This window comes from Chryseobacterium sp. W4I1, from assembly GCF_030816115.1.
Taxonomy (GTDB): domain Bacteria; phylum Bacteroidota; class Bacteroidia; order Flavobacteriales; family Weeksellaceae; genus Chryseobacterium.
Map to the genome: position 1 here is coordinate 3,411,218 of NZ_JAUSXQ010000001.1, position 26,406 is coordinate 3,437,623.

At 36.1% G+C, this 26,406-nt stretch carries 20 protein-coding genes; 17 read left to right on the forward strand and 3 right to left on the reverse strand.

Going from position 1 to position 26,406, the window contains the following annotated elements:
* Window positions 1-14: 14 nt before the first annotated feature.
* The 7 genes from QF044_RS15975 to QF044_RS16005 all read left to right on the forward strand — a co-directional run bounded on the left by QF044_RS15975 (window position 15) and on the right by QF044_RS16005 (window position 9,883).
* Complete coding sequence (locus QF044_RS15975; protein WP_307269324.1) at window positions 15-3,326, forward strand: hypothetical protein; 3,312 nt, start codon at window positions 15-17, stop codon at window positions 3,324-3,326.
* Between the two features lie 136 nt (window positions 3,327-3,462).
* Window positions 3,463-4,302, forward strand: coding sequence for a hypothetical protein (locus QF044_RS15980; protein WP_307269325.1), 840 nt, complete (start codon window positions 3,463-3,465; stop codon window positions 4,300-4,302).
* Window positions 4,303-4,405: 103 nt separating this feature from the next.
* Window positions 4,406-5,485 carry a hypothetical protein gene (locus tag QF044_RS15985; RefSeq protein ID WP_307269327.1) on the forward strand — a complete coding sequence of 360 codons (1,080 nt, stop codon included), beginning with the start codon at window positions 4,406-4,408 and terminating at the stop codon, window positions 5,483-5,485.
* A gap of 187 nt (window positions 5,486-5,672) precedes the next feature.
* Window positions 5,673-6,536, forward strand: a complete 864-nt coding sequence (locus QF044_RS15990; RefSeq protein ID WP_307269330.1) for a hypothetical protein — start codon at window positions 5,673-5,675, stop codon at window positions 6,534-6,536.
* Window positions 6,537-6,760: 224 nt separating this feature from the next.
* Window positions 6,761-8,008, forward strand: coding sequence for an ornithine--oxo-acid transaminase (gene rocD / locus QF044_RS15995; protein WP_307269331.1), 1,248 nt, complete (start codon window positions 6,761-6,763; stop codon window positions 8,006-8,008).
* Entirely contained in the window at window positions 8,008-8,766 is a 759-nt protein-coding gene (locus QF044_RS16000) for a glycosyltransferase family 2 protein (RefSeq protein WP_307269334.1), read from the forward strand. Before rocD ends, QF044_RS16000 begins: the two co-directional genes overlap by 1 nt.
* 373 nt (window positions 8,767-9,139) lie before the next feature.
* Window positions 9,140-9,883 carry a polysaccharide deacetylase family protein gene (locus QF044_RS16005; RefSeq protein WP_307269336.1) on the forward strand — a complete coding sequence of 248 codons (744 nt, stop codon included), beginning with the start codon at window positions 9,140-9,142 and terminating at the stop codon, window positions 9,881-9,883.
* Here QF044_RS16005 and QF044_RS16010 read toward each other — a convergent pair.
* Entirely contained in the window at window positions 9,880-10,959 is a 1,080-nt protein-coding gene (locus QF044_RS16010; RefSeq protein WP_307269338.1) for a glycosyltransferase family 1 protein, read from the reverse strand. The genes QF044_RS16005 and QF044_RS16010 overlap by 4 nt on opposite strands.
* Before the next feature lie 59 nt (window positions 10,960-11,018).
* Here QF044_RS16010 and QF044_RS16015 point away from each other — a divergent pair, with 59 nt between their 5' ends.
* From QF044_RS16015 to QF044_RS16040, 6 genes are read left to right on the forward strand one after another with little or no spacing between them, the layout of a single operon-like run.
* A complete protein-coding gene (locus QF044_RS16015) occupies window positions 11,019-11,996 on the forward strand; it encodes a glycosyltransferase (protein WP_307269340.1) in 978 nt (325 codons plus the stop codon).
* Entirely contained in the window at window positions 11,993-13,180 is a 1,188-nt protein-coding gene (locus QF044_RS16020) for a glycosyltransferase family 4 protein (protein WP_307269342.1), read from the forward strand. The genes QF044_RS16015 and QF044_RS16020 overlap by 4 nt, the downstream gene beginning before the upstream one ends.
* Window positions 13,181-13,240: 60 nt before the next feature.
* Window positions 13,241-14,473, forward strand: a complete 1,233-nt coding sequence (locus QF044_RS16025) for a DUF563 domain-containing protein (protein WP_307269344.1) — start codon at window positions 13,241-13,243, stop codon at window positions 14,471-14,473.
* A gap of 20 nt (window positions 14,474-14,493) precedes the next feature.
* The gene (locus QF044_RS16030) at window positions 14,494-15,789 is read left to right on the forward strand and encodes a hypothetical protein (RefSeq protein ID WP_307269347.1); all 1,296 of its coding nucleotides are present in this window, start codon (window positions 14,494-14,496) and stop codon (window positions 15,787-15,789) included.
* Window positions 15,746-16,006, forward strand: coding sequence for a hypothetical protein (locus QF044_RS16035; RefSeq protein WP_307269349.1), 261 nt, complete (start codon window positions 15,746-15,748; stop codon window positions 16,004-16,006). The genes QF044_RS16030 and QF044_RS16035 overlap by 44 nt, the downstream gene beginning before the upstream one ends.
* A 33-nt stretch (window positions 16,007-16,039) precedes the next feature.
* Window positions 16,040-16,945: a glycosyltransferase gene (locus tag QF044_RS16040; RefSeq protein ID WP_307269351.1), complete on the forward strand. Its 906-nt coding sequence runs from the start codon at window positions 16,040-16,042 to the stop codon at window positions 16,943-16,945.
* Between the two features lie 95 nt (window positions 16,946-17,040).
* On the opposite strand, the gene QF044_RS16045 is transcribed toward QF044_RS16040, so the two are convergent.
* Window positions 17,041-18,423, reverse strand: coding sequence for an MAC/perforin domain-containing protein (locus tag QF044_RS16045; RefSeq protein WP_307269353.1), 1,383 nt, complete (start codon window positions 18,421-18,423; stop codon window positions 17,041-17,043).
* A gap of 294 nt (window positions 18,424-18,717) precedes the next feature.
* On the opposite strand from QF044_RS16045, the gene gltX reads away from it, so the two are divergent.
* Window positions 18,718-20,445: a glutamate--tRNA ligase gene (gene gltX / locus QF044_RS16050; RefSeq protein ID WP_307269356.1), complete on the forward strand. Its 1,728-nt coding sequence runs from the start codon at window positions 18,718-18,720 to the stop codon at window positions 20,443-20,445.
* A gap of 48 nt (window positions 20,446-20,493) precedes the next feature.
* The gene (locus tag QF044_RS16055; RefSeq protein WP_307269358.1) at window positions 20,494-21,450 is read left to right on the forward strand and encodes an acetyl-CoA carboxylase carboxyltransferase subunit alpha; all 957 of its coding nucleotides are present in this window, start codon (window positions 20,494-20,496) and stop codon (window positions 21,448-21,450) included.
* Window positions 21,451-21,511: 61 nt separating this feature from the next.
* Here QF044_RS16055 and QF044_RS16060 read toward each other — a convergent pair whose 3' ends face one another.
* The gene (locus tag QF044_RS16060) at window positions 21,512-22,273 is read right to left on the reverse strand and encodes a DUF6759 domain-containing protein (RefSeq protein WP_307269361.1); all 762 of its coding nucleotides are present in this window, start codon (window positions 22,271-22,273) and stop codon (window positions 21,512-21,514) included.
* 144 nt (window positions 22,274-22,417) lie between these two features.
* On the opposite strand from QF044_RS16060, the gene tsf reads away from it, so the two are divergent.
* Window positions 22,418-23,245 (forward strand): translation elongation factor Ts, encoded by an 828-nt coding sequence (gene tsf / locus QF044_RS16065; protein WP_307269363.1) that lies wholly within the window; start codon window positions 22,418-22,420, stop codon window positions 23,243-23,245.
* Window positions 23,246-23,490: 245 nt separating this feature from the next.
* On the forward strand, window positions 23,491-26,352 hold the full coding sequence (locus QF044_RS16070) for a gliding motility-associated C-terminal domain-containing protein (protein WP_307269365.1): 2,862 nt from the start codon (window positions 23,491-23,493) through the stop codon (window positions 26,350-26,352).
* Window positions 26,353-26,406 lie beyond the last annotated feature (54 nt).

Here is a 26,406-nt window from a genome sequence, read left to right on the forward strand (position 1 = left end):
TATGAACACATGATATGGCAGATAAAGGATTTATTATTGTAGAAGGGGCTACCGCATTCTGCAGCAGTTCTATAGCCAATAATTCTAAAGGAACCGCCGTTCCTATGGAAGTAAAAAGCCAGAAAAAGAAACTTGGAAAAAATAAATATTTTGCCCAAAGCAAACCTGTGGCTACTTATCTGGATGATAAAGCTGAAAGTTTCGGCGGAGGCAATGGATTTGGAAACTGTAAAGGTTCAGATGGAAAGCCGTATCCATGCAAAGGAAAGTGCAACCTTAAATACAAAGACTATTATGAAAACGTAGAATTCAACAAAAGTATGAAAGTACTTTTAGATGTTTCTACTGCCACCTGCCCCGGATATGGTGTGCCGGGAACCATTGCCTTTGCCACTACCGGACAAGCCAACAATGTTTCTCAAATCGACGTAAAAGAGGCGGATGAATTCTCGGTAGCCAATACCTCACCACAATGGGCAACTTCAGATACATCATCCACTACTACATCAGTAAATTCCATTTCAATGACCCTTCCTGTTCCTGTAACCAAACCTACCGGAATCTATTATTATGTCCAGATTCCCAAAAGTCCTTTTAGTTCTTTTATGAATCCCTTCTCTGCCGACAATCTTACATTGAACGCCCAGTTTAAGGGAGATGCCACAAAGATTATATGGGCTCTTTTCAAAGGAGAAGATACCAAAGACAAAGTAAAAACTTTCATAGGCTTGGGAAGTATTTTCAATCAATCTTTAAGTAAAACTTTTGACACTCTTCCGGAAGGAAAATACCGAATCGAAGCATATGGAAAGAAAGCCGGTGATAAAAACTGCGCGATCATCATTGAAGTTGTAAAAGATTTCGTTAAAAAGATTGTTATTCCCGGAACTTCCACTCTCATCAATATACCTGTTCCCGTATCTGTAGAATATAAATTGAATACAAGCGCTGATCAGATGAAAATTCTGAACAGAAATAGTTTTTTACCTTTAACCAATACAGCGCAATGGCGTATAAAACAGGGAACAACAGTGCTGTACAACAGTCATTCAGGAACAACTTCACCTCATCTTGTCGGTGTAGGTAAAGTTGGAGGAAATGCAATGCTTAGCTTTAAAAATGCAGGTAAATATACCATAGAAGCATTTACGGATCCCAATGATCCCAAACCTGAATCTGTAGAAATAAAAATTGAGAATACATTAGGCGTTATGGGCGTAAGCGGAGAGCCAGGGCTGCTCCGACCTGGCGATATGCTAAAAATTCAGGCTTCTAAGTTCAATGTAGCTTATCTGCCAAATACAGGAAAAACAGTACACTGGTACCTTAAAAAGGAAGGAGCAGGAAGAATTACAGCATTTGAAAATTCAGCATCATTCAAAACTGCGGTGATCAATAAAAAAGCAGATGCTTTCCTTAGTCAGGATGCTCAGCTTTCCAGTGGGCAATATCTGGGAAAATATGTTCTTGAAGCGTATGCAAATCCGCTCGGTGCAGGCAAGCAGCCGGCTTTCACAGGTTCGGATACTTTTAATTTCGAGATTATCAACAATGTTATTGATAAGTTCTCACTTCCTGCAGGAAATATCCCCAAAGGAACAAAAGTAAAATATACCGCAACAGCCAGAATTGCTACCCTGGCCGGAAATGAGGCGATAAAAATAGAAGTCCCGCAGAATGTTACGGATAATGGAGATGGAACACTTACCTTCAACGAGCTGGGCGAGTTTACCATTTCAGCTTATTTAACCGGCACGAATACGGATAATAAAAAAATTGATACAAAAATAAAAGTTTCACAGCCCGCTATAAAAAGAGCACTCTGGGCATATGGAACAGGAGTAAAACGTACCGAAACAGGTTTTGGAGAAGAAACCTATGGCTTTGTGGAAATAGATGGTCTTCAGAATCAGACTCTGAAAGTAAAGGTCTGGGTAAAAGGCGAAGGGGACGATTTTTACAAGGAGAAAGAAAAATACATGCTGGAAGAAAAAAGCGTAACACTTAATAATGAAGGTAAAGCCTCCTTTATAATCAATACCAGCGAAGATTATAGGAAAAAACTGGATACTGCCATTCCTAAAACAGCAGAAAATCCCACACCAAAATACCGTTTTGTATTTACGATAGAATTGCAGGCAGGCACTTCAACAGAGGTAGTATTACCCGGCAATATCTCCATAGCCGGAACAAAACCTGTTGTGATAGATGCCACGACTACGTATCTGGAAGTTCTGGATTCCAATGAAGAACTCATCATTACCTCGGAACAGAAAATAGTTTCTATTATGTTTTCCACCGAAAACGGAAAAGACATTCAGCGTCAGCAGACGTTCTATGGAAAAACGCACAAGATCTGGGTACATACCGTCAATATGACAGAAGAAACTCTGAAAATTGATGTGTTTAAGGAAGTTCCCAAAGAAGCTCTCAACGAAAAAGACCACATTATCTATACCCACGAAAGCAAAGAATCCTACAAAGAAGAAAAAACAGGTAAAGACGGTCTGCTGGAAGTTTCCTTCACAGCGAAAGAAGAATGGAAAAACCCACCTAAAAATTTCGACTACTATATTGCCCAGGTTTCAAGACAGCTGAAAGATCCTGCCGATCCCAATAAAAAGATATGGAAAGAGGAAAAAACCCAGGTAACCATTAATAATACACTGCCAGCCGATCTTGTACGCACCGAAGATATGGAAAAGCTCGGTATAAAAGCTTACAAACAGGATGGAACCGCTTTTACACAAGAAGAAATGCTGGAGCTTCGCAAACAGTTTATATTTTATGAAGCTGGTTGCCTGAAGGTTTCCCAGAAAGAAACACCGGAAGCAATTGATAATGATGTGATGCCGGTGGTGGTGGAAATGGCGGAGGTAAAAAGAGAAGGAAATGGATGTCCCCGTTGCAATGATCCAATAACTGCAGATCAGCTAAAGCAAATATTTCCCAATGCAGATCCTACTATACTGACGCAAGTTGCCGCTGCATATACAAAATACATGAAAGAGATCGGTATGAATACCTGCTGGAATAAAGCGCACCTATTTGCTCAGGCCAGAGTGGAATCAGGCACATCCCTTCATATTAAAGACGGAGAAAATTTCAATTGGTACTGGGAAAAAATACCGGGTACTTTTGCAGCATTCAGAACAACAGAAGGGAGAGAAAATGCAAAACTTTGGGGACGTGCAGTAGAAAAACCAGCTATACCCGGAGTATCTCAAGAAAATCAAAAAAATATAGCAAACTGGCGCCTATTCTCCAACAAGTGCCAAAGGGAAAGAATTAGGAAATACGGAATCTGGAGACGGATGGAACTTTAGAGGTAAAGGTCTTATACAGCTGACCGGAAGAAAGGCCTATGAATATGCCAACACTTATACAAAAAAAGAAGGAGCAGATATTATCGCAGATCCGGATCTAGTGTTAACCAACGTTGCGATTTCTGTAATTTCTTCCATGGCTTTTTTCAAATGGAAAGGGATCAATTCAATCGTCAATGGATCGAAAGATACTTTACCTGTAAGCAAAAAAGTGGGTAAAATGGTAGAAACGAAAGATGAACAGGGAAAAACATCTGACAACTACAAAGAAAAGCAAAAGGCATTTGATGACTTTACTTCCAAGACATTCAAAACCTCAGAATGTGAATGGGGCAAAGCAGTAGATATCAATCTTGCTGGAAGGAGTCCATGGATGGAAATTGCAATTGCTGAAGCTAAAGTATATGGTGGTAAAGATGAAGGAACAATCGACAGCAGAATCAAAACTTATCATAAAGACGGAGGAGGAACGGATGCAGGAAGTGGGACAGCATGGTGTGCATCATTTGTATGTTGGTGTATTGAGCAAAAAGATCTACCAAGTCCGCATTCTGCAGGCTCCAGAATGTTTTTGACCAGTGCTAAGGCTGAAAAATGTGAGGCATTCTTTGGTGCGGTGGCTATATTTTCAGACTGTAATTCTACAGGGACCAATATAGAAACCTCCGGACACGCTACATTTGTTTTCGGAAAACTGCCAGGGACAGAAATCTATGCCTGCCTGGGTGGAAATCAATCTGACAAATTGAAAATGTCAAGCTATAATTGCAGCGGAAATGTTTTTGTATCATGGAAGGAGAAAAATGGAACAGAACATTATAAAATTTTTAGAGGATTTTATAAACCTAAAGGCTATGTTATTAAAGACCTGGATAAGTTAAATAACAATGATAATTATTCATCTGCGGATGAAGCTAGCAAAAAAGCGTTAAATTTAGATATTAAATCAGATGAAAATGGCGAAAGTTCAAGGTAAACTTATTATAACTAAGATTTTAATTGCTTCCTGCTTTTTCTGTCTCATCCAATGTCAGGAAAAAAAGCAGGAGGTGATTAATCCACATCTAAAAACCAATAACATGCAAAAAATAGAAATAAGCTCTGTTTTGGCGGAACAATTAAAGAAAGGGGCCGCTGAGGAATATGGAAGTTTTAGCAATTATTCTGAAAAGGACCTTAATTCCTTAATTGAAATTGAAGACTCTATCCTTCAATCCAATGGCTATAAAAATCCTGATAACAACCAGTTTGCTGCAAAAGTGGAACAAATTTTTGGCCGAAAAATAGATTACAATTCAACCACTAACTTTTTAAAACTGGACACCTCTGACAAATGTGATAAGGAGCTGAACTTTGTACCCCTATCTTCAGAACATCAGAACCTATATATATCTAAAAAAAATAAATTCCTTTCCTATTTTTACCCTATTCCTTTGATCATTGACTATCAGAAGCAATATCCTGAACTGAAAAATATCGAAGATAGTCCTATTGATATTGAAACAAACGATGGACCCAATACAATAAAACGCTGGAAAGATATACCTAATTTAAAAGAACAGCAAAAAAAGAATACTCAGACATTAGTAGCCCGTAATATGTACCTGTTTAATGATAATAAAACATATACGACATGGCTGGTTACACAGGACCCTATCTTCGTGAAGTTATTGGTTAAACAATATGGCTATACCAAAGAACCTAAGTTTAATGATTTGGCCATGAATGATTATCTTGAAAAGTACCAGACATCGCCTGATATCGGAGATATTATCTTTGTAAAAAACTGTAATGGAGCATTAGAAATAAGAACCGAACTTCTAACCTATATCAAAAATCACACGAAAGCTGATGAAAACAGATTACTGACTGGCTTAGAAAATTTCGGATATGCATTAGAAAATAACAATACTTTTACAAAAGACGAGAAATATAAAATATTAGCCTACATCGGCAATACAGTAGACCCATTCTATCTGGATTTTGCAGGGATTACTTCCGGTAATGCCTCATGGAATGCCGAAAGCGTACTTTATAACAGTTCGGTAAAGGATAAAAATATAATAGCCATATTCAAGAAAAATAATTATTACGGACTCCCTGATCTTAAAGAAAGCTTAATAAGAGTACAAGGAATTCTGGAACATGATTCACAATAACGTTTAGATACAAGTATAATTTTTCAGATTATGATTTTTTAATATTTCAGCATAAGAATTATAAAATTGATGAGAATAGTCATCCGTGAAAACTAAACATCTAATTCGCCATCTTTTTGCTCTTATAATTTCAACAATTTTTGTAATTCCCAAGCCATAAGCGAAGAAAAAATAAAGAAACATATTCATGACAACTATTTCACTTAAAAAATCTCTCCAATCAGTTTTTTCTTTGCTGATTCTTTTACTTCTACCGGTATGCATTTCTGCACAGGAACTGGATCAGGTAATTTTAAAGCAGGATTTATTATTCAGGAATGTTCTTAGCAAAAAAGATTACGGTGTGCATGGAGATATAAGAAAATTACAAATAACAAATTCTAATTTTGGTGACAAGGTTACCAAATACTATGAAACTGTTTACTTTTCCGAAGCAGGAGTACTAACAAAAAAAGAACTGTATGGGGAAGGAGAAAGAGAGGCAGTAGAAACTTTGCTTTACCATTACAATAATAACAAACTTGACAGCATAACAAACAATTCCCATACAGCAAAGCAAGTTTTTATTTATGATGACCAGAATAAACTTATTAAAAAGGTCAGTTATGGAAAATATGAAGAAAATAAGGATGAAATAGATGAAGAGGAAACCTTTCATTATAATTCTGAGAATTTTATAATCAAATCCGTCAAATCTACAAATCTTGTAATAGAATGTAAGTACAACAAAAATAACCAGATTGTACAGACCAAAAGCTTTTCTACAGACAGCCCGAAAGATATTGACGTTATAGAATATCAGTTCCGGGCTTTAACTGATAAACCAGATATAATCATTACCAAAAGGAATGGAAAAGTTCAAAATACAGTCCTAAACAAATTTGATACAAAAGAAAATACAATTGAAACAACGATTATCTTTCCGGATAAAACTGGCAGAACAACAAAAAACAGCCTTACCTATGATAATAATGGTAATATTGTATCTAACATCACCTCAAATAATGAAGGAAAAACTGGTGAAAGAATTCAGAAAATTGAATATCAATAATTTTTTTTCAGCAAAAAGAAAAAAATTACAACAGTTCCTTTCTAAAATAATACAGGAGCCTACCGAAAGATATAAAACCTACACCCTCTTATCAGCAAAAGAAATATTTTCTAAAACAGCATAACATAGCCCAAAAATACACTTTAAATACTGCAGTGTACCCTATTACGTTTTTGTTTATGCATCTCATTAATAATCCTTAAATTTGTCAAAAACCAAAACATATGTCAACAGCAGCAACAGCAAAAAATTCACAATATTTTATTGACCTTGAAGACAAACATGGAGCACACAATTATCACCCTCTTCCAGTAGTTCTTGACCGTGGAGAAGGCGTTTTTGTATGGGATGTGGAAGGCAAAAAATATTATGATTTTCTTTCAGCATATTCTGCTGTCAACCAGGGACATTCTCACCCTAAGATTGTTAATGCATTGGTAGCTCAGGCTCAAAAACTGGCCCTGACTTCAAGAGCGTTCTACAATTCAAACCTGGGAGAATACGAACAGAAGATCACTACACTTTTCGGATTCGATAAGGTACTTCCTATGAATTCCGGAGCTGAAGCCGTAGAAACTGCCGTAAAATTAGCCAGAAAATGGAGTTATGAAGTAAAAGGGATTTCAGAAAATGCAGCCAAGATTATTGTTTGTGAAAATAATTTTCACGGAAGGACGACCACCATTGTTTCTTTCTCCAATGATCCGGATGCCAACCAGAATTATGGCCCTTTTACACCAGGATTTATTAAAATTCCATACAACGACACCGCAGCATTAGAAGAAGTTTTAAACAGAGAGGCAGGAAACATCGCTGCATTTTTGGTGGAACCTATTCAGGGTGAAGCGGGTGTATATGTTCCGGATGAAGGCTATCTGAAAAACGTTTCTGAACTGTGTAAAAAACATAATGTGCTTTTCATTGCTGATGAAGTGCAGACCGGTATTGCAAGAACAGGACAATTAATTGCGTGTCATCATGAAAATGTACAGCCCGATATTCTGATCTTAGGAAAAGCCCTTTCCGGAGGAATGTATCCTGTATCCGCAGTATTGGCCAATGATAATATCATGAGTGTCATTAAGCCTGGCCAGCATGGTTCCACATTCGGAGGTAATCCTATTGCCTGTGCAGTGGCTATGGCCGCTTTAGATGTGGTAGCTGATGAAAAGCTTTCGGAAAGAGCAGAACAGCTCGGACAGCTTTTCAGAGCTGAGATCAATAAGCTCATCGAAAAAAGTGACCTTATTACCAAAGTAAGAGGAAAAGGTCTTCTGAATGCTATTTTGATCAATGACACTCCGGATAGCTCCACAGCATGGAATTTATGTCTTCAGTTGAAAGAAAACGGGCTCCTTGCAAAACCTACCCACGGAAATATTATCAGATTGGCACCTCCTTTGGTCATTACAGAAGAGCAGCTTTTAGACTGCGTAAAAATCATTGAAAAAACTTTTACAGAATTTCATTAATGAAGTTATCAGTCTGTTATATTGTTTTTAATGGAGAGAGAATCATTGAGAAAAGTATCAATAGCATTTACCAAATAGCTGATGAGATTATTATCGTTGATTCTTTTTCCACAGACAAAACTGAGGAAATCTGTACCGGGTTTCCGAAAGTAAAATTTATCCAGAAAAAATTTCACGGCTTCGGCTGTCAGAAAAACTATACCCTGTCAGAAGCTTCGGGAGAATGGATCTTATTCCTGGATTCTGATGAGGTTCCGGATGAAACAGCTGTAAATGCTATCAACAACATTTTAAAGAGCACTGATCCTCCTTATAAAGTATATGAGATCCATTTCAACAATATCCTGTTGAGAAAAACCATTAAATATGGTGGCTGGGGCAATGTATGGCGAGAAAGGTTCTTCAAAAAAGGCCATGGAAAATATTCTGACGACCTGGTACATGAATGCTTTATCACAGAAGATAAAAAAGGAAAGCTACCGGGACACATCGACCATTACACCTATAAAAGTATAGCCCATCATATTGAAAAGATCAATAACTATACCCAATTAATGGCAGAAAAAAAGGTTTCCAACGGAAAAACAGTATCTCTTTTCAAGATGATATTTTCACCTTTTTTTGATTTCATGAAAAACTATTTTTTCAAACTGGGTTTTCTGGATGGTATTGCAGGATTTTACATTTCCATTACCGGTGCCTTTTACACATTCCTGAAATATGTAAAAATCAACGAGATCCTTAAATTCAGAAAATAATTTTTAAATATTCAAACCCATATCAGCCGGAATACCAATCAATTGTATCATCCGGCTTTTCTTTATCTAAAAATAAATGGTAATGGATAGCCGGATATTGTATGTTGATCTTTTTAAACCCCAGCTTAACATTCTTTTCTTTAATTTTATCAATGGCTGTTCAGTTCTTTACCTCTTATTTTAATGTATTTTTAAGTTCCTGCATTCAATAATTAATTAAATTTGAAGGTTGTAACAAATGTATATTTATACAGACTTATAGTATATAATCAGACAATCAATTAGTCATTAAATAAACAATAGAATGATTGGGGCTATCATTAATTTCCAGGGATAAATTTCAGAAATTAACAGCTCCACAATTCAGATAACCATGCTCAGATTTGTTAAAAGGACACTTGGATTTTTAAGCACAGAAAGCGTCCGCATCCTCATGTATCATAAAGTTCTGCCGGAGAAAGAAATCCCTGGTAAAGACTCTCTGACCGTTTCTACAGAAAATTTGGAAACGCAGTTGCAATACATCAAAAACAATTATAACACACTGTTTTTCAGCGAACTGGAAGCCAATAAAAAGCAAACAAACAAACTCATACTGACCTTTGATGACGGCTATCTGAATAACCGGCAATACCTTATTCCTTTGCTGGAAAAATACAGACTGAAAGCGACGATCTTCATTCCAACCGGGCTTATCCAGAACGATACTGCAGATGAAAGCCGCAATATGATGACATTTGAAGAGATCAGATCACTTAATCCTGAATTTGTTGAAATTGCTCTGCATAGCCATTCCCACAGCAATTATTCACAAATCTCGCTGCAGGAAGCAGAAAATGATCTTCAGGAAAACATCCGTACTCTCGAAGAAAAACAAATTACTTTTACCAAAGTACTGGCCTACCCTTATGGTAAATTTCCAAAAAAAGGAGAACAGAAAAAAGAATTCTTTGCCATGCTGAAAAAAGCAGGAATTACTTCTGCAGTGCGTATCGGAAATAATATTGCATATTATCCGTGGCAGAATAATTTTGAGATCAAAAGGATAGATATTAAAGGAGGCGACAGTTTTGATGTATTTAAATGGAAATTAAGACTGGGAAAGATCAAACTTTAATTCAGAAGCTCTCCATATAATTTTTCATAAGCTCCAGCCATCTCACGGTACCCAAATTTTAAGGCTCTTTCTCTTAACTTCAGTGCATATTCATCAGTTTTGGCGCCATACGTCTGCATTCCGTGGGCATATACCTGTTGCATATCTTCAGGCGAAAAATCGTCAAAATAAAAAGCCAAATCTCCCCCAATCTCCGGGAGGCTGGTCAGACGGCTTAAAAACACAGGCTTACCAAAATACATGGCTTCTACTGGTGGGATTCCAAAGCCTTCTGCCAAAGATGGATGACAGTAAGATTCACAATGCTGGATAAGAAAATATTTCTCATCATTATCTATATTTTCAAGAATATGTACTCTATTTTCCAGTCCTAAAGCCTTGATTTTTTCTAAAAACCTCTCTTTATAAGCAGATTTTGCAGAGGAAGTTATCAACACAAGCTCCTTATCATTTTTTGAAATAAGATCCAGCAGGACTTCCTGATTTTTTTTAGGGAAAAGTACGCCGATATTTAAAATATACTTCTTCCCGATAAAGCTGTATGTTGTTTTAGAATTAAATTCTGTATTATTGGGAAATATCAGTCCATTATAAATCACCTCTACCCTTACTTTATTTTTTAAAGAAAAAAGATTTTTATTTTTGATAAAATCATCTTTCACAAATTCAGAGATACAAACAACCGCATCTGCATTTCCAATATTTTTCTGAACGAGTTTTGTGCTTTTTTCCACTTTTTGTTTCGGACTTCCATCATGCAAAAAATTAAGATCATGGAGGGTCACCACCTTTTTCTGCTCTTTTTTTATGGTATAAAAATAACGGGAAAGCTGATGAGCAGTATGAATCAGAGCAAAAGAGCCGGTACTAAAAGAGAATTTCTTGTGCCAAAACTTCCAATTGATGATTTTAAAGTTTTTTTTCGTGTGTGGAATATTTTTTTTCGGACCAAAAAGAGTATACTCAAAATCAGACGTTTTTTCATCTAATCCCTTTATTAATGAAACACATACGTTGGCAATTCCCGACTTCGGGTACTTTAATCTTTCAGCATCAATAAGGATTTTTTTTTCCATTTCAGTCAGGCTTTGCATCAAAAATATAAATTTAAATATGAAATTTTTATTTTTGCAGTATGAAAATTTGTTTAATCAGCTTCGATTTCTGGCATTACGACGAGCACATAGTTGAAAAACTGAGTGATAGAGGCATTCAAGCGTGTCACATCAACATCGGAGCCTTTACTCACAAAAATACCGGGGAGCGTATAAAAAACACTTTCAGTAAGATTTTTCTGGGTAAAAACCCGAAACATCACAAAAGACAAAGTTTCATACTGGAATCTCTGGAAAAAATAGGAAAACAGGATCAGATCCTCGTCATTAATCCTGAAGCTATTGAAGAGGAGATCCATAAGAAGATCCGGGAATATGCTGACCGCAATATTGCTTATCTTTATGACAGTATGGCCAGAAACCCAGCCACTCATCTCCTTCATTATTTCGACACTACATTTTCTTTCGATGATGAGGATGTGAAAAATTTTGGATTTGAAAAAATTACGAATTACAATTATCTTGATCATGTTCCGGCTGACAAACAACATCCAAAGCTGGATCTGTTCTATATTACGTCTTATGACCAGAAAAGATTGACCGCTTTAAATCTGCTGATCAACAGGCTACATCCTCTGAAAATAAAATTTCAGGTATACATTGCCGGAAAGAAAGGCTGGAAAAATAAGCTGAACCAGATTTTTGACAAAAAGAATATTGAAATTTTAAAATTCGGAAGAAAAAAAATACCTCATCACGCACTTCCTTCCTATTATAGAAATACCAAAGTCATTCTCGACCTGATGCGTGCAGACCAGACAGGATTAAGTTTCAGGATATTCGAAGCAATGGCTCTGGAAAAAAAGGTGATTACAGATAATCCTACGATAAAGACCTACGATTTTTATAATCCTCATAATATTTTGGTGCTGGATAAGAATTTCCGTAATGTAAAAAAAGATTTTTTCAGGACACCATACGAAAAGCTGCCGGAAGAAGTTTATTATAAGTACACTCTGGACAATTGGGTGGATACTGTCTTTAAACTGAATTCATGAAAGAAATAAAAAATGTGCTGATCGTAACCCGGGAATATCAATGTTCCCAAACTCCCAAAATAGGAGGCACGGGTGTTTTTTACAAAAACTTATGTTCAGAACTTATCAAAAAAGGGATCTCAGTACATGTTTTCCTGGTCTCAAAATTTGCATTTGAAATTGAGGAAGAGGGTGTGAAAATTCATTCTGTTAAAGATATTTTTAAAGCAAATCCAATTCTGGAACTGGTAAGGTCATTTACAGGAAAAGTAAAAGCACTGGAACAGTTTCATTTTAAGACTTATCTATTCGAGAAAAAAATTATTTCAGATAAAATAAATACCTGGATCAGAAAAAACAATCTTCATTTCGATATTGCAGAAACCCATGATTTTGACGGAATGGCTCTTTCTATCCCAAAGGAAATTCCTTATGTGATCAGGTGCCATGGTTCATGGTCTGTACTGGAAAAATATTTTGGATATAAAAAAGTCCATAAAGGAAGAATATTTTGCGAAAAAGAGGCCTTCAAGATCTCAAAAAACATCATTACGATATCCAGATATAATGAGCAGATCAATAAAAGTCTTTTCGCTATTAAAGATCCGGAATTGATCTACAATGGTATTGATGAAAAATTCTACAGGCCTTTTGAAAACCGGAAAATCATCCCTAAATCTATTTTTTATTTGGGAAACGTTTCTTTTGAAAAAGGAGCAGAAACGGTTATTCATGCATTCATTCAACTTAAAAAAGATTATCCTGAGGCTTCGCTGCACTTCATAGGAAACCCTAATCATTACCCTACTTACATTACAGAGACTATTCCAGATCCTGAAACCAGGAATGCCATCTATTTCTACGGAAATAAATCAGGGAAGGAAATCGTAAAGCTTATTAACCAGGCAGAGACCGTATGCTTCCCCTCCAAAGGTGAAAATTTTAGCTTATCTTTGCTTGAAGTAATGGCCATGCAAAAAGCGGTTGTATGTTCTGCTATAGATTCTTTTAAAGAGATCATACAGGAACCGGTGAACGGCCTTATTGCTAAGGAAGGCAACTTCCATGAAAAGCTGAGTCTTATTTTTGAAGACGATGATCTGAGGAACAGGCTATCATTGAATGCACGACAATTAATAGAATCAAAATTCGGTATTGATAAAATGGTGGATAAAACCATTAGCTATTACCAGTCAATCAAATAAATAAGTGTATTTAACAGGAAACCGCAACTGAATTTCTTAGGTTATCCTAAGTTTTAGAATATGAATGCAAAGGAACAAATTGAGAATCTAGAAAAAGAGCTTAAAGCACTTAGGAAAAAATATTATATCAAGTCTTTTTTCAGAAAAGCAAAAAGGCTTGTGACAGATTTCCTGCCTCTGGATTCTATACCATCTGAATACTGTACAGAAAGAATTAAGGTAAGTGAAAAACAGGAGGCAGAGCTTTTTCTGCCTAAAACGTTTGGTGCTCTTCAGGTTTCTGTAAAGACACCTAAAAATTCCGTAGAGATCCTTGCTCTTCAGAATGTGCTGTGCATTCCCAATTCCACGTATTTTTTAGATTTAAAAAAGGAAAAAATCTTTTATGAAAAGTGGCATGATGATGACAGGACCATTTATGTTTATAATACAAACAATTTGATGCAGCATTCTATGACTCTTGCAAAGGTCAAGAATCATAAGAATGTTTACTATGATGAAGAAGCTATTTTTCTGGGCGGAACTTTCACCTTCAATTATTATCATTTTCTGGTAGATATTTTATCTAAGGTTGAATTTTTCCAGCATATTCCTGATGCAAAAAATAAACTGATCATCATAGATGAAGACGTACAGAAGGTTGAAAATCTGAAAGATCTTTTGATGTTCTTTCTCAAAGATTATAAAATTCTATTTTTAAGTCATGAAAAAAATTACTACCAGTTTAAAAAGCTGTGGCATATCACGAGCACGAATTATGCTGTTCCCAACATTATGCCCGGCGAAAATTATGAAGTAGGATTTGCTAAAATGTCAAAATCTTCTCTTCAATACCTAAGAAAAACGGCGTTTGATAATTTGGATCTTACTAAAGTCCGCATCAAGCCTGTTAAAAAAATCTTTATTTCCAGAAGATCTCAATATAGAAAATATAACGAGGAAGAAATCTTCGGAATAGCAAAAAAATATGGTTTTGAAGAAGTCTTTTTTGAAGACCTGAACATCCACGAGCAAATCTACCTGGTCAACAATGCTGAATATATTATCGGTCCAAGCGGCGCAGCCTGGACGAATGTTCTGTTTGCCAACCCCGGAGCAAAAGGTCTTTCCTGGTTCAGTGCAGTGTGGGGAGATTTTGCCATCTTCTCTACTCTGGCGGCAGAAGTGAAGTTTGATCTTTATTTTTACATCTACCCACAGGATCACGAAGGTTTCCATGAGGATTATAGGCTGGATCCTGAAGTTTTCCGTGAGTATATGGATAAACTAATCAATAAGGAAGATACAGCTTAATCAGATGATCATTACAACGTATGAATTCAGTCCCTACTCTTAGAAAACAGATTTTCTCGTACGGAATATTATTTTTATCCATTTTATATCTTGCCTTCATAAGTGTCTATTCTATTAATCAGGTTGATTTAGGATTTCAATTATCTGCAGTAGGAAGGTTAAAAGCCGGGCAGGCTATCTATAAGGATTTTGATTTTATCCGTCCTTTTTTCGGGATTATTTTCTGGGACTGCCTTCTAAGGTTTATTCCGCAAAATTTTGATTATTTAATCTTATTGTCAAGAATTCTTGTTATTGCGGAAAGCTTTATAATCTGCCATGTGATCCAGAGAATTATTTTTGACAGGAAAGATCTGCAGACTACTGTATTCCTTGTATTATGTTTTCTTCATACCTTCCCTCTGATGCCATGGCATACCATAGACGGAATTTTTTTTTCAGTGTTTGCCATCCTGTTTTATAAAAAAAAATGGTACCTGAGTTCCCTTATTTTTATTGTATTTGCAGCCCTTACCAAACAGTCATTTGTAGTTTTTGGACTCGGGGCATCAGTATTTGTACTGATTGATCTGTTTAAAAAATTTACAATCAGAAAAGAAGATTTATACCTGTTTGTTCCTTCACTGATATTTTTACTCGCTGTACTGATTCAATACCAAATTTTTGAAAATTTCGGCTTATTTGTCGAACAGGTTTTACAATCACCTTCTACTTCCTACCTTTATGATGGCTGCATAGCTCCTTATCTTTTTTTTGATAAAAACTTTCACACTATCCTTTATATTCTTTCATTAATCCTTGTCTATTTTTTAAATATCAAAAGAACAGTCTTTGAAACAATACTGGTTGTCATACTGCCTTTGTTTATTATCTATCCTTTTTTTAATGACGGATTATTCAAAGGAGTGTATGTGCTATATATGCTGTTGTTTGTTTTATTTTTAAAATATGAACGACAGAATAAATTTATATTTTTAATGCTGTTCCTTGGGTGGAGTTCATCTATTTCCTGGGGATACAATACTCCTCTATTCTTTATTTTAATTCTTCTTTACAGGTTCATAGAAAAGCAGGATCGGTTTTTCATCCCTGTATGGGCAATCACATTAACTATTTTTTCAGTATACAGAATAAAATATCCTTATTCTTCAGACAGTCTTACCTCTAAACATATTTTTATTAAAAACGTTCCGGCAGTGTCAGGATTACTGGTTTCAGAAAAAGAATATACTTATATAAAAGAAGCACAGCAGATCAATAAAAAGCACAGAGATGTTATATTTTCTGCCTGCCTCTCCCCTTCTGGATATTATTAATGCAAGCTTCCCTGACCGGGCCTCATGGGAGATCGATATTGAATATCCAAGCTGGAGAAACGACTTTAAAAGACTAAAGAACAACACCATAGCGGTAGACAATAATCTTTTTGTAAATTATAAAGAAGGCTTTTTTATCAGTTCCATCACCCTTGAGCTGATGAAACACAAAAAAATAATTGAAAAAACTGAAAACTTTACGGTGTACAGTAATTAAATTCGTCCCATCTAAAATCAGTATATTTAAATAATGAATAACCCGCCGCTTGTCAGTCTTATCATTATCACGATGAATCATGAAAAGTTCATTGAACAGGCATGCCAGTCTGCCATTTCTCAGACCTACCCCAATTATGAAATCATTCTGCTGGATAATGCCTCACAGGACAATACATTTGAAAAGGCAGAACGGGTACTTTCACAATTCGGCCAGCACTATAAAATGATCCGGAATACTGAAAGTTTTGGAGTAGCTAAAAACATCAACATTGCCGTTTCAGAGGCTTCGGGAGAATATGTTTCCCTCCTGTCTGGAGACGACTGGTATACAGAAGACAGCCTTGCAGAAAAAGTATCTTATATTCAAGAAAATCCGGTAGATTTTATTCTTTCCGATGGCTATAAATATTATCAGTCTGAAGATAAAACCACGGATGCATACAGTCCGAAGGAGAAAAAACACGTCATAGAAAGTCTTACTAATTTCTTTCATGAAAATGTAGCAGAAAATAAAACGGCCAATGTAGGAACGTTTGTAAAAAGAGAAATTCTGACACAACATCCGTTTGATGAAAACATCAATACTGAAGACTGGGATATGAATCTAAGGCTTACTTCCAAAGGCTACAGAATTGGATTTATTGACAAAAAGCTCTTCTACTACAGAATTCTTTCCACCAGTCTTTCCAGAAACTGGAAGCTGATGAAAGATTCGTACGAAAAGGTAACGAATAAATACATTGATTATATAAAAGCTGACAAAGAGCTTTATAAAAAATACAGGCTTAAGCTTATCCATTTCAAATACGAGATCTTATTATCAGAAACAGATTCTGAATCTGAAAAAGAAAGACTGCAAACCGAATGGAAAAAAGAAAAGTACAGGATCAAATACAAAAATCCGGTCTTATTTTTTAAACTTATAATGATAAAATAAAAGATGGAGATTAGAGCTTATATAGTTGAGATCATTTCTAAAAAATAAAGCAGTAAAACTCCTATGTTTTACTGCTTCACATTATTTATTATGTATTAGTAAGCATAAAATTCTATTCCTTCATATACATAGCCACTTGGTCTTACACTCGACTTTGTATAGTGATGATTTTTCCCGTTCCAATATCTGTAAATAGGGACTGTATTTGGCTGTTGTGTAGAAAAAGCATTAAACTCAATTCCTTCATCAACATAGCCTTGGTAATATCCTGGTGTTTTTGTATAATAATGATCTTTACCGTTATAATATCTGTAAATAGGAACTGTGTTTGGAGCTTTATAAATGAATGCATTAAACTCTACTCCTTCATAATTATAGCCTCCATAATTTCCGGCTGTTCTTGTATAATAATGATCTATGCCATTAAAATATCTGTGAATTTGAACTGTTTTAAATTCCAAATATACTTTATTATCAATCAGATATTGATCTACATACGCCTTAAGCTGAGCTTTTTTAGATGCATCTTTTACCAAATCATAAATAAGTACCAATCCATTATTACCAAAATCCACTAAAACCGAATTATTTACATTCGAACTGCTCTGCCAGTTTGAAATATTAATTTTAGGATTAGTCTGATCCAGATTAAGTTCTCCGATCAATCCTATGGCAGGATTTCCTCCTCTTGTTCTGTATGATAATTTTTTTGAATAGTTTTGGTTTGATGTTGAAGTATTCACATCATTGGTAACGTCAACATCAAAAATATCTTTCATACCGGCTTTAATTCCTACTCTTGCAGCATGATCACGACTTTGATTCATTGTTTCTGCCTGAAACATGACATCCAATTTAGCTCCTGTATAAATATCCACAGCTACATGTGTTCCATAATCACTTACGATCTGCTGCGGAGTTTTCGTTTGTAAATCCTGAGTAAATTCGGGCGTTAAATAATCACCCAACATATCTGCCGTAGCATTAAATCTTAATCTTTTTTGTTTAATTGTAAGGTTATAGCTGCCATAAATATACTTTGCATCATATTTATTCGTATTGGTGACTGCGGAATTAAAAGAAACAGAAAGTACCTTTTTAAATAAAGGAATTCCTGCAGTTGCGTTTACTTTTGTGGAAACCATTTTAGAATAGGTTTCTGCATTTTCACCATATTCTTCAGTATATTCCTGAGAAAATGTATTTTCTGTAATCAATCTTCCTACTTGCTCATCCTTAAAACGGTTAACATCAATTACTTGAAATCCCGCTGCTGTAGCATTTGCATATTCTCCAGCAACATCATAGCCATGTCCTAAAACATCATAGAGACCGTCACCGGCAACTTTGCCTGCCAATAAGCGGTCAGATTTCTCAGGATTAAGTGATGATACCTCATTATTAAGTTCTTCCGTAGAACACGAAGTCATAAAAAGCATTAGAAAAGCACTAACACAAAAAGAAATTTGTTTTTTCATAGTTTTTGTTTAAAAATCTGTGCAAATGTAATACTCCCTTACAAGTGAATAAAAATTATTTTGATGATAAAAGTCACATAGAAGAGATTTTATATTCCATTAATGTTCTGTTTATAAAGATTTAATCTCCTTTATTGAAATGGAAAAATTATTTTTTTTTACTTACATCAATATTCACAAAATATAATTTTATTTAAAAAAATCCATTTTATTCTATCAAATCGATTTAAAAGCATTCTTCAAATCTTATAAACGTATAATTTTAAGTAAATTTGCATCAAAATTTTAATTGAAATGGAGAAAGTAAGAGTCCGTTTTGCTCCAAGTCCTACTGGACCTTTGCATTTGGGAGGTGTAAGAACCGCATTATATGATTATCTTTTTGCTAAAAACCAGGGTGGTGAGTTTATCCTTCGAATAGAAGATACAGACACCGCAAGATATGTGGAGGGAGCAGAAGACTACATTGAAGAAGCTTTAGAGTGGTGCGGCATCATTCCTGATGAAAGTCCTAAAAAAGGAGGTAAATTTGCACCTTACAGACAGTCTGAGAGAAGAGATATCTATGACAGATATACCGAGCAGATCCTAAAAACAGATTATGCTTATATCGCTTTTGATACTTCTGAAGAACTGGATGCCATCCGTGCAGAATTTGAAGCAAACGGAGACGTTTTCTCATATGACAACAAAACCAGAAACCAACTGAGAAACAGCGTTGCACTTTCTGAAGAGGAAGTTCAGAAATTACTGGATGAAAAAACGCCTTATGTGGTGAGGTTCAAGATGCCGGTGGATAGAACGCTGAATCTTGAAGATATCATCCGCGGACATTCTGCAGTCAATACCAACACATTAGACGATAAGGTCCTTGTAAAGAATGATGGAATGCCAACGTATCATTTCGCCAACATTATTGATGATCACGAAATGGAAATCTCCCACGTAATCCGCGGTGAGGAATGGCTGCCATCTTTAGGCCTTCACACTTTATTGTATGAAGCAATGGGTTGGGAAGCTCCGCAATTTGCACACCTTTCACTAATTCTGAAACCTGATGTATCAACCTTAATCAATAAAGATAATATTGACGGGATCACGAAGTCTTTTACAGAAGAATTTGTGACGAAAAACAGCCAGTATTCTTTTGACGAATCAGCAGCAATTATCAAATCCTTCTTTTCAGAGGTAAAAAGCCCAAGGTTTAAATCTATGCTGAGCGAAAATGATAAGGACAATGAAATAACGGCTTCTGTAAAACAGTTCTTAAAGAAGGGGCTTTCAGGAAAATTAAGCAAAAGAGACGGAGACAAATTTGGATTCCCTGTATTTCCACTGGATTTCAAAGATTCTGTAACCGGAAATATTTCAAAAGGATACAGAGAAAACGGATACCTTCCGGATGCATTCATCAATATGGTTGCCCTTTTAGGATGGTCTCCCGCAGATGATAAAGAAATTCTGACCCTGGAAGAAATGGCCAAAGAATTCGATCTTCATAAGGTACATAAAGCAGGTGCCAGGTTCAGTAAAGAAAAATCTGAATGGTTCAACCATCAGTATATTCAATTGAAATCTGACGCAGAGCTTCTTCAGATCTTAAAGAATACAGATATTGACTTTGCAGGTGCTTCCGATGAAAAATTAATAAAGATCATCGGCCTGATGAAGGAAAGAGCAACTTTTCCAACAGATATTTACGAAAACGGAAGATTTTTCTTTGAAGCTCCGGTTTCTTATGACGAAAAAGCATCGAAAAAAGCCTGGAACGAAGAAACGTCTGCAGTTTTAGGAGAACTAGCAGAAAAACTTACTACCATTGAGTTTGCTTCAGAGCCTTTAAAGCAGGCTGTCCATGATTTTGCCGAAAACAAAGGCCTTGGTATGGGAAAAGTGATGATGCCACTCCGTTTAACCCTCGTAGGCGAACTGAAAGGTCCGGACGTTCCGGATATCATGGAACTTATTGGAAAAGAGGAAAGTATCTCCCGAATAAACAATGCTATCAATAATTTTAAATAGTTTTTCATAATTTTTCATAAATTTGAAAGATTTAATTTACTTCAAGAAATGGAATATTTAAGTTTCGAACTTCCTATAAAAGATCTAATGGATCAACTTCAGACTTGTTCTTTAGTAGGAGAAGAAAGTGGTGTTGATGTAAAATTAGCATGCAGCCAGATTGAGGACAAGATCTTGGAAAAGAAAAAAGAGATCTACGGAAACCTCACCCCTTGGCAGAGAGTACAACTATCCCGCCATCCGGACCGTCCTTATACGATTGACTATATCAACGGAATGGTGGATAAAGGAAGTTTTCTGGAACTTCACGGAGACAGAAATTTTGCAGACGACCCTGCAATGATTGGCGGCTTAGCTACATTGGACGGTCAGAAAGTAATGATCATAGGAACCCAGAAAGGGAGAACCACCAAAGAAAGACAGTACAGAAGGTTTGGAATGCCGAATCCTGAAGGATACAGAAAAGCTTTACGACTGATGAAGCTTGCTGAAAAATTCAAAATTCCTGTAATCACTTTAGTAGATACACCAGGAGCTTATCCTGGATTGGAAGCTGAAGAAAGAGGACAGGGTGAAGCTATTGCAAGAAACATTTTTGAAATGGTTCAGCTTAAAACTCCAATTTTCACCTATATTATTGGTGAAGGAGCAAGTGGCGGTGCTTTGGGAATAGGTGTAGGTAACAAGGTATACATGCTTGAAAACACATGGTATACTGTAATTGCTCCGGAAAGCTGTTCTTCTATCTTATGGAGAAACTGGGATCACAAAGAAGATGCAGCCAATGCACTGAATCTTACTCCAAATGATGCTTTAAGAGAAAAATTCATTGACGGTATTATTGAAGAACCACTTGGAGGTGCTCAATATGATCCGGAAGTAGCTTATCTGAATTTGAAACATTCAATTTTACAGAATATTAAAGCTTTCTCTAAATTCTCAGGACAGGAACTTGAAACCCAAAGGCAGGAGAAATTCATTGCGATGGGACAGTTTAAAGGATAAAAATAAAACGGTTAAGAAAATTTCTTAACCGTTTTATTTTTATTTTTTCTTCAATATAATATTAATCAGCTACATTAAGCGCAATCTCGATATCCTGGGTGATCTTCTTCAGTGAAGAGTATTTTGCATCACAAACCATAGTGGTCAAAACATATTCTCCTTTATCTATCAGGATAAAATTCTGCCCTTTGGCAGGAACACTTAGATTATAATATTTTTTTCCGCTTATTTTAACGATCAGGTTGCAGCTTGATCTGTTCTTGATATTGATATAAGCTTCATTTTTATTGACATCATTATTAAAAAGATGAGTAAGCATTGCTGCGGTTTTCTTATTTGCTTCACTGGGTTCTGCTTTAGCAACCCCTGCAGTTTTGGCTGAGCCTGTAGAAGCAAAACTTGCCAGTCTTTCTTCTTTCAAAGCCTTGATGGCATCATTCGTTTTATCCGTGTTTTTGGTATTATTTTCAGCTGATGCTTTATTGGCTGCCATCACTTTGCCACTATTCAGTTCATTATTTTGAACAATTCTTTCGATCTTTTCCTTACTAATCGGTTTAATGGTAGGTTTTGCTTCGGGAGAATTATCAGCCATGATCATATCGATCAGTTTTCTTTTAAAATAATCAGTTTTGGCATGTCCGGGATTTTGTTTCAGGAAACCGGCAATGACTCTTGCCTCTTTTGAAGACTCTGCATCCTGCTCTGTATAGATAATTACGGTTTCTTTTTCTACAACAGCTTTAGATTTCGATTTTTTCTTTTTTTGAGAAAAACCGAGGGTAAAAATGCATAAAAAGAGAAGGAAAAAGATTTTTTTCATTAATCAAGTCTTTAAAATAGTATTAAATATATCAATAACGTGAAAAGTCATTTTTTAGTTTATCATTAAAATCATTATCTTTGCACTGCTTTAAATTTAAGCTAAAAATTAATACTAATCTTAAATAAAAAAATAATAGATATTATGTCTTATACACCAGCTGCTGCAGACGTAGCAAAATTAAGAAACCAAACAGGTGCAGGTATGATGGACTGCAAGAAAGCTCTAGTTGAAGCAGAAGGAGACTTCGAAAAAGCGGTAGATATCCTTAGAAAAAAAGGACAGAAAGTTGCCGCTAACAGAGCTGACAGAGATTCTTCTGAAGGTGCAGTAATCGCAAGAGTAAATGAGGACAATACTTTAGGTACTGTAATCTCTCTAAACTGCGAAACTGACTTCGTTGCTAAGAATGAAGCTTTTATTGAACTTGCTTACGAATTAGCTGAAATGGCTATCTTCGCAGCTACAAAAGAAGAGCTTTTAGCTACAGATTTCCACGGTATGACCGTTGCTGAAAAATTAATTGAGCAAACTGGTGTTATCGGTGAAAAAATTGAGATCGGAGCTTTCGAAAGAATTGAAGGACCATTCTTGGGAGCTTACATCCACGCTGGAAACAAAATCGCTGCTATCACTGCACTTTCTGCCAAAGTAGACGGAGCTGACGAAGCTGCTAAAGCTGTTTCTATGCAGGTTGCTGCAATGAACCCAATTGCTCTTGATGAAACAAGAGTTTCTCAGGAAACGATCGATAAAGAATTAGAAATCGAAAGACATAAACTTACTGAAGAAGGTAAGCCTGCAAACATTATCGACAATATCTTGAAAGGTAAAATGCAGAGATTCTACAAAGACAACACTTTGGTACACCAGGATTTTATCAAAGACAGCTCTATTTCTGTTGCTGACTATGTGAAATCTGTAAATGCAGACCTTAAAGTAACAGGATTTGTAAGAGTAAGCTTAGCTTAATCATCTTTCAAAGAACAATACGAATTCCGGTGAATATTTCACCGGATTTTTTTTATGCGTCAATGCTTATTTATTAAAAGCTTACTGCACTTGACAATGTTAGCCGAGCTAAATACTAAATTACCGGATTCGAATCTCGTAAGACTTTTAATTAAAAATCATGAATAAATTTTAACTTTTGTTATATTTATTTAACACTATTTCAAATATTATTTTAAATTTGTAGAAATCCTAATTCCACACACATGAAAAGATTTCTACTCGGCTTAGTATTACTTCTTTTATCAATTAATGTACTCTTTGCACAAAGGGATACGGAACACTGGTTTGCACCCATGGCAGCTAAGTCTTCTGCTCTTTCAAGCCCAAAGCAGGCGCTCTATTTTTCTACCGATTCCACAACTCCGTTTCCTGTAGAAATATATAGCAATGGCGTACTGCTTGGAACCGTAACCATTATGAAGGGTGACCCTAAAACATTTGACATTATCACTGCTACGATGATTACATCGAACGCAACGGAAATGTTTACCCCTATTGGTAAAGGAATTTATACTAAAGGAGCGAAACCATATTATGTTAATTTCAGATTTAGTGTCACCAGTCATGGGGAGATATTAACTTCAAAGGGTAAGGCAGGTATTGGACTGAAATTCTATGCAGCTGCTTCTCCAATGACAGGTCAGACTATAACTTTATTAAATTTCACAACTGGAATTTTAGCAACAGAAGACAATACTACGGTTACTGTTTCAGATTATGACCCTGGAATACAATTTTCTAACGGTACTACAGGAACTACCAACCCAACACTTACATTTACGCTTAATAAAGGTCAAGCATATATTATAGAAGGAAGAGAAAATAATGGAACCAACGCCACAGGATTTATCGGGGCCAAAATAGTATCTAACAAACCTATATCTGTAACCAACGGTAATTTTAACGGACAGTTTGCCCTTCCGCCAGCCGCTGGATCTGCCGGCTCTGATATTGTAATGGATCAATCTGTTCCTACTGACAGATTAGGTAATGAATTTGTCCTTGTAAAAGGAAACGGAGACAGTGATGACGGAGATGAAGATGCACTGATCATCGCAACAGAAAATGACACTCAGGTATACCTAAATGGCTCTACTACGCCTGTCCAGACCCTCAATGAGGGGGAATGGATGAGAGTAGGGCAAGGGCCTAACAATACTTATATATTCCCATATATTGACCAAGGAAGTACTCACTTCAATATGCACATCAAAACTTCAAAGAATGCATATGTATATCAGCTTCTGGCTGGTCTTCCAAACAGTACGGCAACGGAAGGATTCAATTATATCCCGCCTTTGAACTGTTTCCTGCCTAGAAAAATTGAGGAAATAGGATTGATCAATGAACTTCCGGAAACCTTTTCCAGTGGGACAAAAAATATTAAACTAAATATCCTTACTGAAACCGGAGCAGTCATTAACGTTACCTTAAATGGAACTCCTGCTCCAATCGTACAAGGCCCCTTCAACGTAACAGGAACTACAGCATGGGTATCTTATTCTGTACCCAACGTAACAGGTAATGTTACTGTTACATCATCAAAAGCAGTTACAGCAGGGATTTCTGCAGGAAGTGGAGCTGTGGGATATGGTGGCTACTTTGCAGGATTCTCTTCAATTCCTGTTATTGCTAAAAAAACAGGTGAATGTGCTCCCGGTATTGTATTGGAAGTGGATGACGGCTACGAAACATACCAGTGGTTCTTAAACGGAACAGCTATTCCAGGAGCAACAGCCAACACTTTCTCACCTGCAACTTCAGGAAACTATACCGTAAAAGTAACAATGGGTACATGTCCTCCTGTTACAACACCGGTTTATAAAGTATTTACCTGCTTAAAGCTGACCACACAGACATTGAGCGCATGTTCAACGAAAGTAATTACTCCTGCATTTACATCTTCAACACAAACACCGGTAGCGGGAACGCTGGTTATCCTCACAGCTCCAACGCACGGTACAGCTGTAGTGAATCCTAACGGAACCATTACTTATACCCCTACTTCAGGTTATTATGGTCCTGACCAGATCGTTTATAAATTCTGTGGCAATGCCACCGAGTTCATCGACTGTGAGCAGATCACTTTAAACCTAACGGTAGTCCCGTTTGTTGTAAGAGATGCTTTAATCAAATCATGTCAGTATGATGTAGATCCGTATGCTTATTTTGATCTGACGAAAGCTGTTGTTAGTGATTATAATCCTGTATTTAAGAAATATTATCCTTCAATGGCTGATCTAAACGCAGGAACAAATGAGATCACTAACATCACCAATTATCCATCTACTGGAGGATATGTTTATGTAAAAGTAACGACCAGCGAAGGATGTACAGCCATTGCAAAAATTGAGCTAATTGCTCTTCCGATAAAAAAATCACCAATTCTTGTTGACCAGTTTATCTGTGTAGACAGCTTAACGAATCTGGATGCAGGCCCAGGATATGACTCTTATCTATGGAGTACAGGGGCTACTACTGCCTCTATTCAAAATGTAGGGATAGGAGAATACACTGTGATCCTTGGTAAAAACGGATGTCTCCTTCCACAAGTCGTGAGAGTACGAAAAGTAGAAGATCCGGTAATCACAAAAATTGAAATTTCCAACACTACAGCTACAGTTATTGTAAACGGAGGAAAAGCTCCATATAAGTTTGCGGTAGACGGAACTGCGAATTGGCAAGATTCCAATATTTTCACAGGACTTACAAGAGGTCAGCATACATTCTATGTAAAAGACGCCTTTAACTGTGAGCCTACATCTGTAGAAGTAACGGTTCCTAACCTTATCAATGCCATCACTCCTAACGGTGATAACAAAAATGACTTTATTGATTACAGCGCATTGGCCTATAAAGAAAATCTTTCTTTTGTAATTTATGACAGATATGGTAATATGGTATTTACCGGAAACAAATTCAATAATTACAAATGGGATGGAAAACATTATGACAAGAAACTTGTAACAGGAACCTACTGGTATCACATCAACTGGAACGAAACCAACAAAGAAAAAACTCCAATCTATTATACAGGATGGATTTTAGTTAAAAACATTGAATAAACCCATTTTACTAAAAATAGATAACCGCAATTTATAATTGCGGTTTTTTTTTAA

What these genes read in the sequence shown, in the direction of transcription:
- QF044_RS16020 (WP_307269342.1), top strand. Translation starts at nt 11,993, where the DNA reads ATGAAAGAAATAAAAAATGTGCTGATCGTAACCCGGGAATATCAATGT.
- QF044_RS16035 (WP_307269349.1), top strand. Translation starts at nt 15,746, where the DNA reads ATGTTATATTTTCTGCCTGCCTCTCCCCTTCTGGATATTATTAATGCA.
- QF044_RS16040 (WP_307269351.1), top strand. Translation starts at nt 16,040, where the DNA reads ATGAATAACCCGCCGCTTGTCAGTCTTATCATTATCACGATGAATCAT.
- QF044_RS16000 (WP_307269334.1), top strand. Translation starts at nt 8,008, where the DNA reads ATGAAGTTATCAGTCTGTTATATTGTTTTTAATGGAGAGAGAATCATT.
- tsf (WP_307269363.1), top strand. Translation starts at nt 22,418, where the DNA reads ATGTCTTATACACCAGCTGCTGCAGACGTAGCAAAATTAAGAAACCAA.
- QF044_RS16060 (WP_307269361.1), bottom strand. Translation starts at nt 22,273, where the DNA reads ATGAAAAAAATCTTTTTCCTTCTCTTTTTATGCATTTTTACCCTCGGT.
- QF044_RS16010 (WP_307269338.1), bottom strand. Translation starts at nt 10,959, where the DNA reads ATGGAAAAAAAAATCCTTATTGATGCTGAAAGATTAAAGTACCCGAAG.
- gltX (WP_307269356.1), top strand. Translation starts at nt 18,718, where the DNA reads ATGGAGAAAGTAAGAGTCCGTTTTGCTCCAAGTCCTACTGGACCTTTG.
- rocD (WP_307269331.1), top strand. Translation starts at nt 6,761, where the DNA reads ATGTCAACAGCAGCAACAGCAAAAAATTCACAATATTTTATTGACCTT.
- QF044_RS16070 (WP_307269365.1), top strand. Translation starts at nt 23,491, where the DNA reads ATGAAAAGATTTCTACTCGGCTTAGTATTACTTCTTTTATCAATTAAT.
- QF044_RS16055 (WP_307269358.1), top strand. Translation starts at nt 20,494, where the DNA reads ATGGAATATTTAAGTTTCGAACTTCCTATAAAAGATCTAATGGATCAA.
- QF044_RS15975 (WP_307269324.1), top strand. Translation starts at nt 15, where the DNA reads ATGGCAGATAAAGGATTTATTATTGTAGAAGGGGCTACCGCATTCTGC.
- QF044_RS16005 (WP_307269336.1), top strand. Translation starts at nt 9,140, where the DNA reads ATGCTCAGATTTGTTAAAAGGACACTTGGATTTTTAAGCACAGAAAGC.
- QF044_RS16045 (WP_307269353.1), bottom strand. Translation starts at nt 18,423, where the DNA reads ATGAAAAAACAAATTTCTTTTTGTGTTAGTGCTTTTCTAATGCTTTTT.
- QF044_RS15980 (WP_307269325.1), top strand. Translation starts at nt 3,463, where the DNA reads ATGGCTTTTTTCAAATGGAAAGGGATCAATTCAATCGTCAATGGATCG.
- QF044_RS16015 (WP_307269340.1), top strand. Translation starts at nt 11,019, where the DNA reads ATGAAAATTTGTTTAATCAGCTTCGATTTCTGGCATTACGACGAGCAC.
- QF044_RS15985 (WP_307269327.1), top strand. Translation starts at nt 4,406, where the DNA reads ATGCAAAAAATAGAAATAAGCTCTGTTTTGGCGGAACAATTAAAGAAA.
- QF044_RS16025 (WP_307269344.1), top strand. Translation starts at nt 13,241, where the DNA reads ATGAATGCAAAGGAACAAATTGAGAATCTAGAAAAAGAGCTTAAAGCA.
- QF044_RS16030 (WP_307269347.1), top strand. Translation starts at nt 14,494, where the DNA reads ATGAATTCAGTCCCTACTCTTAGAAAACAGATTTTCTCGTACGGAATA.
- QF044_RS15990 (WP_307269330.1), top strand. Translation starts at nt 5,673, where the DNA reads ATGACAACTATTTCACTTAAAAAATCTCTCCAATCAGTTTTTTCTTTG.